At 60.1% G+C, this 14,807-nt stretch carries 15 protein-coding genes; 6 read left to right on the top strand and 9 right to left on the bottom strand.

Annotated features, from left to right (window positions below; genetic code table 11):
* Positions 1-39: 39 nt before the first annotated feature.
* Together NAT49_RS12550 and NAT49_RS12545 are read right to left on the bottom strand one after the other, a co-directional pair.
* The gene (locus tag NAT49_RS12550) at positions 40-1,224 is read right to left on the bottom strand and encodes an S-(hydroxymethyl)glutathione dehydrogenase/class III alcohol dehydrogenase (RefSeq protein WP_251594726.1); all 1,185 of its coding nucleotides are present in this window, start codon (positions 1,222-1,224) and stop codon (positions 40-42) included.
* Between the two features lie 181 nt (positions 1,225-1,405).
* Entirely contained in the window at positions 1,406-1,864 is a 459-nt protein-coding gene (locus tag NAT49_RS12545) for a GNAT family N-acetyltransferase (protein WP_251594725.1), read from the bottom strand.
* 106 nt (positions 1,865-1,970) lie between these two features.
* Here NAT49_RS12545 and rep point away from each other — a divergent pair, with 106 nt between their 5' ends.
* Positions 1,971-4,028: a DNA helicase Rep gene (rep, locus tag NAT49_RS12540; RefSeq protein ID WP_251594723.1), complete on the top strand. Its 2,058-nt coding sequence runs from the start codon at positions 1,971-1,973 to the stop codon at positions 4,026-4,028.
* Positions 4,029-4,048: 20 nt separating this feature from the next.
* Here rep and trmL read toward each other — a convergent pair whose 3' ends face one another.
* From trmL to pyrE, 3 genes are read right to left on the bottom strand one after another with little or no spacing between them, the layout of a single operon-like run.
* Positions 4,049-4,531, bottom strand: coding sequence for a tRNA (uridine(34)/cytosine(34)/5-carboxymethylaminomethyluridine(34)-2'-O)-methyltransferase TrmL (trmL, locus tag NAT49_RS12535; RefSeq protein WP_251594721.1), 483 nt, complete (start codon positions 4,529-4,531; stop codon positions 4,049-4,051).
* A complete protein-coding gene (locus tag NAT49_RS12530) occupies positions 4,531-5,082 on the bottom strand; it encodes a YfaZ family outer membrane protein (RefSeq protein ID WP_251594719.1) in 552 nt (183 codons plus the stop codon). The genes trmL and NAT49_RS12530 overlap by 1 nt, the downstream gene beginning before the upstream one ends.
* A 52-nt stretch (positions 5,083-5,134) precedes the next feature.
* Positions 5,135-5,794, bottom strand: a complete 660-nt coding sequence (gene pyrE / locus NAT49_RS12525) for an orotate phosphoribosyltransferase (RefSeq protein WP_251594718.1) — start codon at positions 5,792-5,794, stop codon at positions 5,135-5,137.
* Positions 5,795-5,878: 84 nt separating this feature from the next.
* Between pyrE and NAT49_RS12520 the strand changes: the two genes are divergently transcribed.
* Entirely contained in the window at positions 5,879-6,640 is a 762-nt protein-coding gene (locus NAT49_RS12520) for an exodeoxyribonuclease III (protein WP_251594716.1), read from the top strand.
* Between the two features lie 92 nt (positions 6,641-6,732).
* Here the strand turns inward: NAT49_RS12520 and rph are convergent, their stop codons facing one another.
* Positions 6,733-7,455, bottom strand: a complete 723-nt coding sequence (rph, locus tag NAT49_RS12515; RefSeq protein ID WP_251594714.1) for a ribonuclease PH — start codon at positions 7,453-7,455, stop codon at positions 6,733-6,735.
* A gap of 149 nt (positions 7,456-7,604) precedes the next feature.
* Here rph and NAT49_RS12510 point away from each other — a divergent pair, with 149 nt between their 5' ends.
* Both NAT49_RS12510 and NAT49_RS12505 read left to right on the top strand, forming a co-directional pair.
* Complete coding sequence (locus tag NAT49_RS12510; protein WP_251594712.1) at positions 7,605-8,468, top strand: YicC/YloC family endoribonuclease; 864 nt, start codon at positions 7,605-7,607, stop codon at positions 8,466-8,468.
* A gap of 69 nt (positions 8,469-8,537) precedes the next feature.
* Positions 8,538-9,017, top strand: a complete 480-nt coding sequence (locus NAT49_RS12505) for a nucleoside deaminase (RefSeq protein ID WP_251594710.1) — start codon at positions 8,538-8,540, stop codon at positions 9,015-9,017.
* A 45-nt stretch (positions 9,018-9,062) separates the two neighbouring features.
* On the opposite strand, the gene NAT49_RS12500 is transcribed toward NAT49_RS12505, so the two are convergent.
* From NAT49_RS12500 to NAT49_RS12490, 3 genes are all read right to left on the bottom strand, one after another.
* Positions 9,063-9,977, bottom strand: coding sequence for an MBL fold metallo-hydrolase (locus NAT49_RS12500; RefSeq protein WP_251594707.1), 915 nt, complete (start codon positions 9,975-9,977; stop codon positions 9,063-9,065).
* 280 nt (positions 9,978-10,257) lie between these two features.
* Positions 10,258-11,040, bottom strand: a complete 783-nt coding sequence (locus NAT49_RS12495; RefSeq protein ID WP_251594705.1) for a DUF3800 domain-containing protein — start codon at positions 11,038-11,040, stop codon at positions 10,258-10,260.
* A gap of 406 nt (positions 11,041-11,446) precedes the next feature.
* Positions 11,447-11,743, bottom strand: a complete 297-nt coding sequence (locus tag NAT49_RS12490) for a hypothetical protein (RefSeq protein WP_251594704.1) — start codon at positions 11,741-11,743, stop codon at positions 11,447-11,449.
* 186 nt (positions 11,744-11,929) lie between these two features.
* On the opposite strand from NAT49_RS12490, the gene NAT49_RS12485 reads away from it, so the two are divergent.
* Both NAT49_RS12485 and NAT49_RS12480 read left to right on the top strand, forming a co-directional pair.
* Complete coding sequence (locus tag NAT49_RS12485; RefSeq protein ID WP_251594703.1) at positions 11,930-13,852, top strand: PDDEXK-like family protein; 1,923 nt, start codon at positions 11,930-11,932, stop codon at positions 13,850-13,852.
* Between the two features lie 60 nt (positions 13,853-13,912).
* Entirely contained in the window at positions 13,913-14,770 is an 858-nt protein-coding gene (locus NAT49_RS12480) for a protein NO VEIN domain-containing protein (protein WP_251594701.1), read from the top strand.
* Positions 14,771-14,807: the final 37 nt, after the last annotated feature.

Raw genomic sequence — 14,807 nt, 5'->3', positions numbered from 1 at the left:
CCGGGGTCGAGTGGATCGAATGAATCAAGTAGACCGAGCCTAGACCGGCTCAGGGGTGTGGTTGCTTTTCTCGACGACAACGCCTGCAAGCTCGCCGACCATGGTTTCCTGCGGCTGGTAGTGAATCACCGAGCGAATCGCCTCGCCGCGCTTCAACAGATCAAAGGCGGTATTGAGCTGGTCGTGCTCCATGTTGTGAGTGATGTAGGGGTCGACGTCGAATCGCCCCGACAGCCACTCATCGACCATGCCCGGAAGTTCCGAGCGCCCGAGCACGCCGCCGAACGCCGAGCCTTTCCAGACACGCCCGGTCACCAGCTGGAACGGGCGGGTGGCGATCTCCTCGCCGGCGCCGGCCACACCGATGATGATGCTCTCACCCCAGCCCTTGTGGCAGCACTCGAGCGCGGCGCGCATCAGGCGCACGTTGCCCACACACTCGAACGAGAAATCGACCCCGCCGTTGGTCATGTCGATGATCACTTCATGCAGCGGCTCGTGGTAGTCGTCCGGGTTGAGGCACTCGGTCGCCCCGAGCGATTCTGCCAGCGCGAACTTGGCCGGGTTGACGTCGATGCCGATGATGCGGCCCGCGCCCTGAAGCTTCGCGCCCTGAATCACCGCCATGCCGACGGCACCGAGCCCGAACACCGCAACCGTGTCGCCCGGCTGCACCTTGGCCGTGTTGCGCACCGCCCCCATGCCGGTCGGCACCGCGCAGCCCATCACGCTTGCCTTGGCAAGCGGCGCATCCTTGTTGATCTTGGCCACCGCGATTTCAGGCAGCACCGTGTATTCGCTGAAGGTGCTGGTGCCCATGTAGTGCCTGAGCGTCTTGCCCTTGTATGAAAAGCGGCTGGTGCCATCCGGCATCAGGCCCTGCCCCTGGGTCTTTCGAATGGTCTGGCAGAGGTTGGTCTTGCCGGACTGGATGTAGGGGCAGTTCGGGTCTTCCGGCGTGTAAAGCGGAATGATGTGATCGCCCGGCACCACCGAGGTCACCCCCTTGCCAACCTCTTCGACGATGCCGACGCCCTCGTGGCCAAGCACACAGGGAAAGAGGCCTTCCGGGTCCTTGCCGGAGAGCGTGAACATGTCGGTATGGCAGAGGCTGGTGGTCACGATGCGCACCAGCACCTCGCCCGCTTTCGGGCCTTCGAGGTCGACCTCCTCGAATTCGAGCGGCTGATTCGGCGCCCAGGCAATTGCAGCACGTGTCTTCATGAAACCTCCCAAGAGTACGAATACCGGGCAAGACAGCGCCCGAACTACAAAACGTTATAACATAACATTTACGGCGCGCAAGCCGTTGTCCTTGAGGCTTCGCTCAGTCACATGCCGACGTCGCGTTTGCGAACGTAGCGCTGTTATTCAGAAGAATCGTTTTTTCATAAACGCTGCACCCTCATGTCAGCCGCTTCATCATGTACTGCGAGTTCGGATCGTCGGTGTAGGCGGCGAAGGCCGGGCAAGGCTCGAAGCCGAATGCCTGATACAAGCGCCGGGCCGGATCGAAATACGGTTGCGCGCCGGTTTCAAGTCTTAAACAGTGATAGCCGAGCCGTGTTGCCTCATCGATCAAGTGCGCAAGCAAACACCGCGCCACGCCCCGCCGAAGAAACGCGGGGGCTGTGCGCATCGACTTGAGTTCACCCTCGCCTGCCCCGAGCGGTTTCAGTGCCCCGATGCCAGCCAGATCCTCACCCAGCCACAGACCATAGAGGGCGATCTCGGAAGCTGAGTACTGCTCGAGCCCAAGCGCGTGCCGACTCTCGGGCGGGCTGGTTGCGGCCATGTGCTCCAGGTGAAACTCGATCAATGCGCACACGGCCGGGTGCGCTGTCGTGACACGGGTCAACTGCATGCTGTGATCTCCTGAGCCGAATCGAACGCCGCTCGCCTCGCTGGGTACGATCCCTCATAATAGTGCGCTTTCCGCTCGATCTCCCGACTTCGACAGGTGGTGCGCCATGTCCGATATCCGCGACCGAATCAACGGCCTCAACCCACGCCAGCGCGAGGCCGTGCACGCCATCGAGGGGCCGTGCCTGGTGCTTGCGGGCGCAGGTTCCGGCAAGACCAGCGTGATCACGACCAAGATTGCCTACCTGGTGCAGGAATGCGGCATGAGCGCGCGACGCATCGCCGCCGTAACCTTCACCAACAAGGCCGCCCGCGAGATGAAAGAGCGGGTGCAGTCGATGCTGCCGGGCAAGAGCGGTCATGGGCTTACGGTCTCGACCTTTCACACCCTCGGGCTCAACGTCATCCGCGCCGAACTCAAGACCCTCGGCCTGCGCCCGGGCTTTTCGCTGTTCGACCCAGAAGACGCCAAGACCCTGCTGAAGGATCTGATGCACAAGGACGCTCAGGTCGATGCCGAGCAGATATCAAAGGTGCAGGGCCTGATCTCCCAGTGGAAGAACGATCTGGTACTGCCGGGCAAGGCGATCTCTCACGCCGAGACCGAAGACGAGGCTTTCGCCGCCCGCATCTACGAGCACTATGTGCGCCATCTGAAAGCCTACAACGCGGTGGATTTCGACGACCTGATCCTGCTGCCGGTGACCCTGTTCGAGCGTCATCCGGAGGTGCTGGCCAAGTGGCGCCGGCGCATTCACTACATGCTGGTCGATGAGTATCAGGACACCAACTCGAGCCAGTACCAGCTGGTGCGAATGCTGATGGCCGAGCGCCAGAACTTTACCGTGGTCGGCGACGACGATCAGTCGATCTACGCCTGGCGCGGCGCGCGGCCTGAGAACCTGATTCAGCTCGGGGAAGACTTTCCGAGCCTCAAGGTCATCAAGCTCGAGCAGAACTATCGGTCTACTTCGATCATCCTCAAGGCCGCCAACACGCTGATCAGTAATAACCCGCACGTCTATGAAAAGACGCTGTGGTCGGACAAGGGCCGAGGCGAGGCGATTCGGGTGCTGCTCACCCGCAACGAGGAGGCCGAGGCCGAGCGGGTCGCCAGTGAAATGCTGACCCGGCGGATCAAGGAATCCGCCCAGTGGCGCGATTTCGCGGTGCTCTATCGTGGCAACTTTCAGGCCCGGCTTTTGGAGCTGAAGCTTCAGCACTACCAGATTCCCTACAAGCTCTCCGGCGGCACTTCGTTTTTCTCGCGCAACGAGATCAAGGACGCGATGGCCTACCTGCGGGTGCTGATCAACCCCGACGACGACAACGCCTTCCTGCGGGTGGTCAACGTGCCGCGCCGCGAGATCGGCCCGACCACGCTTGAAAAGCTCGCCAACTACGCCGGCGAGCGCCGCGTCAGCCTGTTTTCGGCCTGCCATGAGATGGGGCTCGGTGAAGTGCTGCCCGAACGGGCCATCGAGCGTCTGGGCCGGTTCGCGCATTTCATCGACGGCGTGCGCAAGCGAATGGATCAGGGTGAATCCATCGCCGCCATCCGCCAGATGTTTCTGGAAATGGACTACGAGGCCTGGCTCTACCAGAACGCCAGCGCCCCGCAGATCGCCGACAAACGGATGGCCAACGTCTGGATTTTGATCGACCAGCTCGAACAATCGATGCAGCGCGAGGCCGATGACAACGGCGATGTCGAGAGCGACGACGAGACCGACAGCGTCGAGGCCGCGATTTCACGGCTGGTGCTGCGCGACATTCTCGATCAACAGGCGCAGGAAGACGACGCCGACCGCGTGCAGCTTCTGACCATGCACGCCTCCAAGGGCCTCGAGTTTCCCCACGTCTACGTGATGGGGCTTGAAGAAGAGCTTTTGCCTCATCGCAATTCGATCGAAAACGGCGACATCGAGGAAGAGCGGCGGCTGGCCTACGTGGCGATCACCCGTGCCCGCCAGACGCTGACCCTGACCCTTGCCCGCCAGCGCAAGGCGTTCGGGGAGATGATGAACTGCACCCCGAGCCGCTTTCTGGACGAACTGCCGGAAGAGGATCTGGAGTGGGAAGGCCGCCCCGACAAGGACGACCCGGAGAAGAAACGCGAGCGCGGCGCCAGCGCCATCGCCGGGCTGCGCTCACTGCTGGGCTGATCGATACGCGGCTGAGGCGCTCACGCGCCCCTGTCGAGATCCACCGCGCCCTCGAAACCGAGCTGACGCCAGGCATCGAACACGATCACCGCACAGGCGTTCGACAGGTTCAGGCTGCGGCTTTCCGGCAGCATCGGAATGCGAAGCCGCTGAGCTTCCGGCAACGCATCGATCATGGCCTGCGGCAGGCCCCGGGTTTCGGGGCCGAACACCAGCGCATCTCCTGACTGGAACCCCGCCTCGGTGTACGAGGTGCGCCCGCGGGTCGAGACCGCGAACACGCGCGCCGGCGCAACGGAGGCCATGAACGCGTCAAAGTCGACGTGGACCTGCACCCGCGCCCATTCGTGGTAATCGAGCCCGGCGCGGCGCAGGCGCTTGTCATCAAGCACGAACCCGAGCGGCTCGATCAGATGCAGGCGAAACCCCGTATTGGCGCACAGCCGGATGATGTTGCCGGTGTTCGGCGGAATCTCCGGCTGATAGAGCACGATGTCGAGCATCAGAAGCCGACGCTCACCCCAAAGACCGGGCCGCTGTCGAGGGTCGAGGTGTCATGACCATCGAAATCGGCGCGCACATAGCGATAGCCGACGTAGCCGTAGGTATTGGCCAGAAGCGTTGCCCGAAGCTGGGCGCCGTACTCATAGCCTTTTTCGTAGTCGCCGTGGCTCAGGCCTTCCGGAGTATAGAAGCCGTAGCCGCCGACCGAGACGCGCGGAATCGGAGTATCGACGAACGCCGAACCGCCAAGGCCGACACCGCCGCCGTGGCCCCGATGGGCATCCCAGTACTGATAACGGGCGCCGACGCTCAGATCGACCAGCGGTGTGTAGGGCGAGAACATCAACGAGCCGGAGTAGGCCTTGTTGGTGTGGCCGTTGTCGTCGGTTTCAAAATAACCGATGCCAGCGTCAAGCCCCGGGAACAGGCCTTGCGAGGCGTTGACCTGAGTGCCGTTGGAGCTGGTGTTGGCGTTCAGGCTCAGGGCAAAGGAATTCGTTGCGGCGAACGCTAGCCCGAGGCCTGCGGCGCATGAGAGAATTTTTTTCATGGTGTGTCATCCTTGAATGAAGTCGGTAGAAACAACGTCGGTAGCCGCCTGATCAGCTCGAGCGCTCGACACCATAGCGGGCGCGGTAGTCACGAATGGCTTCGGCGTGACCCTGAAGCGACTCCCCGGCGTACGTTTCAAGGTACTCTAGTATGAGATCCAGCGTCACGATCGGCACGACCGGCATACCGAACTCCGCCTCGACCTCTTGAATGGCGCTCGTTTCACCCTGACCGCGTTCCTGACGATCCAGCGCCACGATGACGCCGGCGGCAGTGGCTCCGGCACCGTTTATCAGCGCCATGACTTCACGGATGGCGGTGCCCGCCGTAATCACATCATCGATGATGGCGATGCGGCCGGCGAGCTCGGCGCCGACGATCTGCCCGCCTTCACCGTGATCCTTGGCTTCCTTGCGATTGAACGCAAAGGGCAAATTGCGGTCATGGTGGGTGGCAAGCGACAGGCTCGTGACCGATGCCAGCGGAATGCCCTTGTAGGCCGGCCCGAAAATCACATCGATATCGAGCCCGGCACGTTCAATGGCATTGGCGTAGCATCGACCGAGCATGTCCAGTGCTCGACCGGTATGAAAACAGCCGGCATTGAAAAAATAAGGACTGATCCGACCGGACTTCAAAGTGAACTCGCCGAACGAGAGTGCGTTTTCGGAAATGGCGAATTCGATGAATTCTCGCTGATAGTCAAGCATGTCGTTCCCTTTGATGAGCCAGTCGGTTTACCAAAACGGTCAAAGCTCGGGTATCATACACGCGCGAAAAACAAGGGACCACGTATGAAAATCGCCAGCATCAACGTCAATGGTATCCGAGGTGCCGTCGAGCGGGGATTGCTCGACTGGATCGCCGAGCAGGACGCCGACGTCATCTGTATTCAGAACCTCAAGGAAAAAAGCTTCGAGTTCGAGGAAGCGCTTTTGTACCCCTCAGGCTACGAAGGCTATTTTCTCGATGCCGAAGAAGACGGCGTGTCGGGCGTGGGGATCTACTGCAAGCAGATTCCGAAGGCCATCATGTACGGGCTCGGCTTCGAGCAGTGCGACAACGAAGGCCGCTTTCTGCAGGCCGACTACGACAAGTTCAGCGTGGTCTCGTTTTTGATGCCCGAAGAGCCGCACGCCAAGCAGCGCTTCATCACGCAATACACCGAGTATCTGACCAAGCTGAGCCGCAAGCGCCGCGAATACATCCTCTGCGGCACCTGGAACATCGCCCACAAGACCATCGATCTGGCCCACTGGGCCGATTATCAGGGCACCCCGGGCTTTCGCCCGGAAGAGCGCGCGTTCATGGATCAGGTGTTCGGGCCGCTGGGCTTCATCGACACCTTCCGTGAGATCAAGCGCGACGGCGGCCACTACACTTACTGGCCCAAGCTCGACAGCGACCTGCCGCGCCAGCGTCAGGACGGCTGGCGGCTGGACTATCAGGTCGTCGGCCCCAACCTTCAGCGCACCATCAAGAACGCCTGGGTCGACACCAACGCCACGTTCTCAGAGCATGCGCCCCTGATCGTTGAATACGATCTGCCTCTGTAAGCGCGACGGTCCCTCGCCGACAACGCCAGCTCTCGGGCTGGCGTTGTTGTATCGATCAGCCAGATCAGGGGTGTGACGCCAAACGCGTCTGATTACTCGCGCACGTCCAGCGCCTGACGCTGATGCACAAACAGATCCTTGCCGCCCTTCTCGGCCAGATCCAGCATCGCGTTCAGCTCAAGCCGTGAAAACGGCGCCTGCTCGGCGGTGCCCTGCACCTCGATCAACCCGCCATCTTCGGTCATCACCACGTTGAGATCGGTGTCGGCGTTGGAGTCCTCGTCGTAATCCAGATCCAGCACCGGTGTGCCCTTGTAGATACCGACCGAGACCGAGCTGACCAGCTGCTTGAACGGGTCACTCTTGATCTGGCGCTTGCGCTGCATGTGGCGGATCGCCTCCATCAGCGCCACGCAGCCGCCGGTGATCGCTGCCGTGCGCGTGCCGCCATCGGCCTGAAGCACATCACAATCCACCGTAATGGTGAACTCGCCGAGCTTTTTAAGATCCACCGCCGCGCGCAGGCTACGCCCGATCAAGCGCTGAATCTCGAGCGTGCGCCCGCCCTGCTTGCCGCGCGATGCTTCACGCCCGCCTCGGGTATGGGTCGCGCGCGGGAGCATGCCGTACTCCGCCGTCACCCAGCCCTGATTCTTGCCCCGAAGCCAGCGCGGCACCCCGGCCTCCACGCTTGCGTTGCAAAGCACTCGGGTATGGCCGAACTCCACCAGCACCGAGCCTTCGGCGTAGCGGGTGAATTCACGGGTCAGCTTGATCTCGCGCAGGGCATCGGGGGTACGTCCACTTGGGCGCATTGGAAAACCTCATCTGTCAGTAAGTAAGCGCAGCGCGCCGTCGAAGTACGCCCATTCTACACGCTTGGGCGCGTTAATCCGTTACACTGCGCCACAACCTGAGTCGACCGAGGTCGACCGCCTGACGTTTGATCACAAGGAGTGCTCCCATGGCGCACAGCATGACCGCCTTCACCCGCCAACACCGTGAAACGCCCTGGGGCACGCTGAGCCTCGAGCTGCGCTCGGTCAACCAGCGCTATCTCGAGCCGCACTTCCGCCTGCCGGAAACCTTGAGAAACCTCGAGCCGCACTACCGGGAAAAGCTCAGAAAAGCGGTCGCGCGCGGCAAGATCGAATGCCACCTGCGCTTCGAGCAGGACGACACCGCCAAGAGCCTGACCATCAACCACACCCGGCTCGAAACCCTGGCCCAGACCATGGAAGCCATTCAACGCAGGCTCCCGCAAAGCAGCATGCCCAGCACTCTGGCGCTGCTGGACTACCCCGGCGTCACGGCCTCCGAAGGCGTCGATAACGACGCGCTCCACGCCGAGGCGCTCGCGCTGTTTGACCACGCAATGACCGATTTCCTCGAAGGCCGCGCCCGCGAAGGCGAGCGTTTGGCAGAGCTGATTCGCGAGCGCCTGACCGGCATTCGCGCACAGGTCGCGGACGTACGCGCCCACCTGCCCGCCGTGCTCGAGCGCCAGCGCCAACTCATCCTCGAGCGGCTCGAGCAGGCCAAGGCCGAACTCGACCCCGCCCGACTTGAAGCCGAAATGGCGCTGCTCGCGCAGAAATCCGATGTAGCAGAAGAACTCGACCGGCTCGAAACCCATGTGGATGAAGTCGAGCGCCAGCTCACGCAAAAAGGCCCCGTCGGCCGCCGGCTCGACTTCCTGATGCAGGAACTCAATCGCGAAGCCAATACGCTCTCCTCCAAGGCGGTCGTCACCGACACCACCCGCTGCGCGGTGGAGCTTAAAGTGCTGATCGAACAGATGCGGGAACAGATTCAGAATATGGAGTGAGGCAAGTACCCGCCCTCCCGCAAGCGGCTGGGCCGGCCTGCATTTACTCTCAGCACATGAAGGGCTTTTATGACCCACGATGACGACATCCACTTCCTGAAGCGATGCATCGCGCTTGCAACGGAAGCGCTGGAAGCGGGGGATGAGCCCTTTGGCTCGGTTCTGGTCGATCGCAACGGCCGCCTCCTCAAGGAAGCCCGTAACCGGGTGGGCGGTGGCGACGCCACTCAACACCCGGAGTTCGAGCTGGCACGTTGGGCCGCGCAGCATCTTGGTGAGGACGAGCGTTATCAGGCGACGGTCTTTACCTCCGGAGAGCACTGCCCCATGTGCGCCGCGGCGCACGCGTGGGTCAAGCTCGGGCGCATCGTGTACGCAAGCTCCACCCGCCAGCTCACCACCTGGCTTGAAGAGCTGGGCGTTGAGGCACCGCCGTTGAAGCCTCTCGCCATTACCGAGGTCGCCCCCGGTATTCCCGTAGACGGCCCCTACCCGGCGCTGGCGCAGGAGATTCACGCCCTGCATCGACGCTACCACGGCAAAAACTGACCGAGTCTCTGGCCCAAGCCGCGAGCATCCGCGCAATGCACGTGCTTACGTCCAGTCAGGCCCATCAAGCGCATCAAGCGGCACTTTCAAATAGCGGGTGCCGTTACTCTCCGGCTCGGGCAGGCGCCCGCCTAGAATGTTGACCTGCAGCGCGAACAGCATCAGCTTGGGCATCGGCAGTTCGCGGTCGCGCCGCTCACGCAGCTCAACGTACTCCGCCTCACTGCTGTCATCCAGGCGATGTTTGTTGGTTTCGCGCTGCTCGCGTACGGTGCTTTCCCACTCGGGAGCGCGCCCCTCCGGCATGTAGTCGTGCCCGGTAAAGAGCCGCGTCTCATCAGGCAGCGTCAAAATGGCCTGGATCGACTGCCAAAGCTCGCGCGCACTTCCGCCGGGAAAATCGGCCCGGGCGGTGCCGAAATCGGGCTGGAACAACGTGTCGTGAACGAAGGCCGCATCCCCGATCACATAGGTGATCGAGGCAAGCGTATGGCCCGGGGAATGCATCACGCGACACTTGAGCTCACCGAGGGTAAAGGTGTCGCCGTCATCGAACAGATGCTCCCACTGGCTGCCATCGTCGTTTAGATCCGGCCAGTTGTAGATTTTTTTCCAAAGGGTCTGCACGTCCATCACGGGTCGGCCGATGGCGGTCGGCGCCCCGGTTTTCTCATGGAGATAGCGCGCGGCGGAGAAGTGATCAGCGTGCGGGTGGGTATCCAGAATCCACTCGAGTTCAAGCCCTTCCTGCTCGATGTAAGCCAGCAGCGCATCGGCTTGGTGCGTGGCGGTCGCGCCGGACTTTTCGTCAAAATCGAGCACCGGATCAATGATCGCGCAGCGGTTTGTGGCGGCGTCGCTTACAACGTATTGGACACTGAACGTGCGCGGATCGAAAAAGCCGGCAACATCGGGGGTGCCGCGGCTTTGATCCCCTCGGGAAAGCGCGAAGGTTTTCATAAAGGCTCCTTGAAACATCACACCTCAAGGATAGTCAGGCGGGGCTATAACGTTGGGCCGATGTGAAATATCCAAGAGTCGATTAACCACCAGCCTAGAGGCGACATTACCTTCTGTGGTTTAAGCGCGTATATATGTGAGCCTTTCACTGCGTATTTGAGTTGACTTAACGCGCGAGTATCACTCAAACTTCGATGCAAATGGACTGGGAGTGCCCGGTCGGCGTCTAAACCTCGGTGAGTCTCATCGGGGTTTTTCGCTATCTAGACGATGAAAATACTCAGGGTAAATGCTTGAGTCCCCACTGATCGTAACCATTTCCAACCGTGTTTCGACCGCCCTCGCAGTAAAACTTGGCTCGCAAAACACCGAAGGCCTGATTGGGCTGTTCCGGCTTGAGCACATGCCGACCGATGGGCCGCGCCACTAGATCCGCCAACTGTAACCCCGCTGAATTACTGGTTTTTGCCGCCATGCGAATGCTGAACGGTAGGTCACGTTGATATTTATTATCGCCGTCGCAGATACGGCGAAACTCCAGCTCGAGCTCGTCATCCTCTTTCGCGCCACGCTTTTCGACGATCACATGGGTCGTCAGTGTTTCCTGGCCTTTTTCCTTCACAAAATCAAAGAGCGTTTCCAGGCAGTGCTTGAGCGCCAAATGGTACGGATTATCTATCTCCTCCCGGTGATACAGTCGGTGCTTTTCGATCACGCAAGAGGCAAGGATGAAGTTGCTCTGATCGATCAGCGTACTCAGCCGCCCCATGAATGCCTGTTTGTCTGCTCTATTTCTAAACAGCCTAAAATCGCCCTTTTCCTTGCGAATCTCGTGTTCGTGCAAAATAACGAGATCATGACCGAAGTAATCGAATTTCAGCTGCTGAAGCGCCGGAACAACGTTAGATAGATAGTGGTTTTTGTAAAAGATACAAAAGGCCAGTACGAAGACCGGATAATTGGGATCGATATTGGTCATACCGTGGTCGCCACTTTCGTCGACATACACTACGAAATCACTGAACCCGCGCGCATTACCGATCCCTGCTGCGTCATTGGTCATGACCATCAAATCCCCTCCACTTCCATGCCGCGCTCAGCCAGCCACTGCTTGCGATTCTCGTAATCCGGCATGGCACGCTTGAGCTGGGAGAGAGTTAATGGCATTGAAAAGGTCCTGAGAGTAAGTCGCACGAATAAAGGTGTCGCGCGAATCGAGCAAGCGGCACATGCGTAAGCATGAATAAATAATGGGGCAAATAGTGTCATGAATCCGAGCAGAATCAACCGCTCCATTCCGCTTGCCAGTAAAAGGCTCCGCCATGTGCACACCTGACTTGTCTACGCCCTCTGCCCCGCTTTTCTCGCCAACTGATCTTCTGGTAGGCCTAAGTGGCGCCGATCGCACGCTGCTTTGCACGTGCCTTGCCCTCTTCGATGACAGCCGCTGGCAACAACGGCTTGCGCACTTAAGTGATCAAACCCGCGAGCACATTAAGCGCTTGGGGCAACGTGTCGAGCAGTGGCGGCACAAAGATGATGCAGATACTGGCTTGCCTGCCCTGCCGGCTCCGGAGCTTGAGGAAAGCGCGCAGGAGCTCAGCCAATGCCAGCGTAACTGGCATGGCTCGGCCTACAGTAACGACGAGCTGCGTGCTCTTTTGTGGGTAAGGCTTCGCACCGCCCTTGACCTTGAGCCCGCGCTTGCTGCATCGGTGCGCGGCTGCACGCCATTGGCCGATGACGTCACCGCGGCTCTGATCCATGCGCTCGACCCGCCAGGAACACTCAAGTCCGGCCAACGCGTTCTTTATAAGAAAGGGTGGACAAAAAAAGATCGCCCCGCGCTAACGCTTGATGACATCGTGTTGCCCGTACTGGATGAGCTGCTCGAGGCGTCTCTTACCGACGAAGAGGATGCCCCAAGCGCCGAAGACCGGCGAACCCTGCTCATGCGCTCCATTACCGCACTCGATGATCTGGGCACTCAGGATATGGATCGGCTGCTCCAACAGACCGAGGCTGATCGCTATAACGATGCCGCTCTTCGAAACACGTTCTTGCTTGGCGGCTCATTGGGCGCGTTCGGTATAGGCGCCAGTGCCGGCGGGTTCTCAACCTACGTACTAGCCGCCCAAGCCTCTGCCTTCATCCCGTTGGTCAGTGGGACTGGGTTGGTGTCCTTTGTTTCGGTACTTTCGAATCCAATCACGGTGTTGGGCGTGGCGGGCGGAGGCGGCTACTGGCTGCTCACTTCCGCAACTAAACGAGTACGTGCAGCCATCGCTGCGCGCGTTGCGGCCATGCTTGCCTTGCAAAGCAAGCTGAGCGGCCCCTCAGGGCTCGAACGCCTGCCGGACTGCTTTGCGTGCATTGCCACGCTTTATAAAAACGACGAGCTGGCAAAGGGAGGGCTCGATAAGTATTACCAGCAATGGCGTCGGCTAGGATCGCTCTATGCGCAAGCGCCTGCGGCGCCGCCTAAGTCAGTACTGCGCCATTCAACCCGTCCCTTACGTTCTGAGCATCCTAAAGCCGGTGACGAAGCGCATCCAGCAAACAGTACAGCCACGACTGAGCTGCAAAATGCCGCAGCGATGGCCACGCTCACACTCGGAGACGCCCTGTATACGCTGGCCGCGATCAATCCTCATGTTATCGCCGCTGCCGATTTTTCGCGACTGGACGCTATCGACAATGAATGGAGCTTCGCACAGCTTGCCGAACACATCCTTACCGGCAGTGACGGAGCGCGCCTTGGCGCCGTGAGTCAGCTAAAAGGGTATGTGGCCGAGCAAGCCGTAGCAGCACAACTTATCGATGCCGGTCACACGGTCAGCCTGCCGGAGGTTTCGAACCAGTCCGGCTGGGATCTACTGGTGGACGGGCACCCCGTACAAGTCAAGTTCCACGCCACACCTGCCGGCATCGCCGAGCATTTCGAACACTACTCCTACCCGGTCATTGCCAACGAAGAGCTAAGAGACCACATACCGGAACAGTGGGCTGACCAAGTTTTCTTCATCGATGGCTTGAGCGGCGAACTGATCGAGCAGATCACTCGTGACTCTCTGACAGCCGGCGCTCATTTGCTCGATCATGATGTGATTAGCATGGCGGCCATCATCAGCACCGCCCGGGGCGTACTGGCCTACCGGAAAAACGAACTCAGCTTTCGTCAGACGCTGGAACAGATTCTACTGGATGGCGCAATACGAACAGGCCTTGCTGCAGGTGCGAGCGCGGCCGGCTCCGGGATAGGCTTTTGGGTGTTTGGCCCAGCTGGAGCCCTTTGCCTAGGCAAAGGGGCTCCGATTCTTAGTCAGATGATAACGCCCAATGTAAAAACGCGACTAAACACGTCGATCAAGGGTGCGGCGCATCACCAGTGGGAAGCGAAGACGCATCATCTTATCTCGGCCCTAATTGCCCGGCTGCGCGAAGCCCTGCAGCATAAACGCACGGTGTCTCAGCAGCGAAGTCAATCAATGCCCCGCGGAGAGTTGGGGGAATATCTTAGGTGGCGCTTGAGCGATGACGCGCTCTTTTTCGAAGAATGCGACACCCGCTTGCGCGCCATAAGCTCGGCAAGCTTACCGGAGCAGCGGCTTGCGGATACTCTCAAGGTCATAACAGTGTGTGGCGTGCACCCTGTCACTTATCAAAGCGAACTCACGGCCGTGAACGAGGCACTCAAAAATCGGCCTGGCCTTGCGCAACTTATCGATCACGACCGCTTGAACGCTGCACTGACCGACACACTGACGCGAGCACGCGACGCAGGCAGTTACCTAAAAACACGCTCAAGCGACTTCAGTGAACACGGGCTGAACGACAAGGCAAAATCTTTTATGAGCCGATGGCGCAAAAAATGATGTTTCAGCGCCGTAGCCATTTTTAACTGTACGGATTTGGATCAAAAAATGAGCGCCAGCATGAGCCGACCGACACCTTGGAGTGACGCGGAAGTCGAGGCCACCGTCATTACGTACCGCGAGATGCTCATCGCAGAACTCAGCGGCCAGCGCTACACCAAGAGCAAACTCAACGAGAAACTCATTGAAAAGCTCGAGGGGCGCTCCAAGGGTGCGATCGAGTTCAAACACAGCAACATCAGCGCGGTCTTGCGCGACGCCGATTGCCCCTACGTCGAGGGCTACAAACCCCGAAGCAACTATCAGCAGAGTCTGGTCGAGGCGGTCGAGCGCTATTTGCTGAGTACAGAGCTATTTGACCGCGCGGCACGCTCCGCCACCGACCGCCCGGTGATCGATGCCATGCACACGGTGGATGAGCGAATGATCGTCGAGCCGCCCGAGACGAGCCCGCCTCAAACGCGTGTCAAAGAAGCCGGCGCCGCGTATACGGTGCGAACGCCACAAAAACGCGATTACTTAGCTCGGGAGCGCCGCAACCGCGAACTCGGCCTTGCCGGTGAGCAGCTAGTGGTGCGCTTGGAGAAACACCGCCTGACTCAGGCCGGCCAAGGGGCGCTTGCCGAGCGCGTCGAGCACGTTGCCGTGACTCAAGGCGATGGGCTGGGCTTCGATGTGCGCTCGTTTGACGCCAACGGTGATGAACGATTGATCGAGGTCAAAACCACCGCCTTTGCCAAGGAAACCCCGTTTTTCATTACCCCCAACGAGCTCGAGTGCGCTCGTGATAACGCCGAGCACTACCATCTATTTCGGCTTTTCAATTTCCGCAAGAACCCCCGGCTTTTTTGCCTGAAAGGCGACCTCTATGGGCAACTCTGGCTCGAGCCGGACAGCTACCGCGCTGGCGTTCGCTGAGCGGGTACGCAGTATCGGCGTGGTGAGCTGGCGGGGC

The sequence above is a fragment of the Larsenimonas suaedae genome (genome assembly GCF_023712105.1).
In the GTDB taxonomy this organism is placed as follows: domain Bacteria; phylum Pseudomonadota; class Gammaproteobacteria; order Pseudomonadales; family Halomonadaceae; genus Larsenimonas; species Larsenimonas suaedae.
The sequence above is the reverse complement of the archived record's forward strand: the minus strand, read 5'-3'. Positions and strand labels throughout refer to the sequence as shown.

Excerpts from the sequence above, each read along its gene's own strand:
- rph (WP_251594714.1), bottom strand. The coding sequence starts at position 7,455 with ATGCGCCCAAGTGGACGTACCCCCGATGCCCTGCGCGAGATCAAGCTG.
- NAT49_RS12480 (WP_251594701.1), top strand. The coding sequence starts at position 13,913 with ATGAGCCGACCGACACCTTGGAGTGACGCGGAAGTCGAGGCCACCGTC.
- NAT49_RS12490 (WP_251594704.1), bottom strand. The coding sequence starts at position 11,743 with ATGGATCAGAGCCGCGGTGACGTCATCGGCCAATGGCGTGCAGCCGCG.
- NAT49_RS12505 (WP_251594710.1), top strand. The coding sequence starts at position 8,538 with ATGACCCACGATGACGACATCCACTTCCTGAAGCGATGCATCGCGCTT.
- NAT49_RS12520 (WP_251594716.1), top strand. The coding sequence starts at position 5,879 with ATGAAAATCGCCAGCATCAACGTCAATGGTATCCGAGGTGCCGTCGAG.
- trmL (WP_251594721.1), bottom strand. The coding sequence starts at position 4,531 with ATGCTCGACATCGTGCTCTATCAGCCGGAGATTCCGCCGAACACCGGC.
- NAT49_RS12495 (WP_251594705.1), bottom strand. The coding sequence starts at position 11,040 with ATGACCAATGACGCAGCAGGGATCGGTAATGCGCGCGGGTTCAGTGAT.
- NAT49_RS12530 (WP_251594719.1), bottom strand. The coding sequence starts at position 5,082 with ATGAAAAAAATTCTCTCATGCGCCGCAGGCCTCGGGCTAGCGTTCGCC.
- rep (WP_251594723.1), top strand. The coding sequence starts at position 1,971 with ATGTCCGATATCCGCGACCGAATCAACGGCCTCAACCCACGCCAGCGC.
- NAT49_RS12545 (WP_251594725.1), bottom strand. The coding sequence starts at position 1,864 with ATGCAGTTGACCCGTGTCACGACAGCGCACCCGGCCGTGTGCGCATTG.
- NAT49_RS12510 (WP_251594712.1), top strand. The coding sequence starts at position 7,605 with ATGGCGCACAGCATGACCGCCTTCACCCGCCAACACCGTGAAACGCCC.
- pyrE (WP_251594718.1), bottom strand. The coding sequence starts at position 5,794 with ATGCTTGACTATCAGCGAGAATTCATCGAATTCGCCATTTCCGAAAAC.
- NAT49_RS12485 (WP_251594703.1), top strand. The coding sequence starts at position 11,930 with ATGCGCTCCATTACCGCACTCGATGATCTGGGCACTCAGGATATGGAT.
- NAT49_RS12500 (WP_251594707.1), bottom strand. The coding sequence starts at position 9,977 with ATGAAAACCTTCGCGCTTTCCCGAGGGGATCAAAGCCGCGGCACCCCC.
- NAT49_RS12550 (WP_251594726.1), bottom strand. The coding sequence starts at position 1,224 with ATGAAGACACGTGCTGCAATTGCCTGGGCGCCGAATCAGCCGCTCGAA.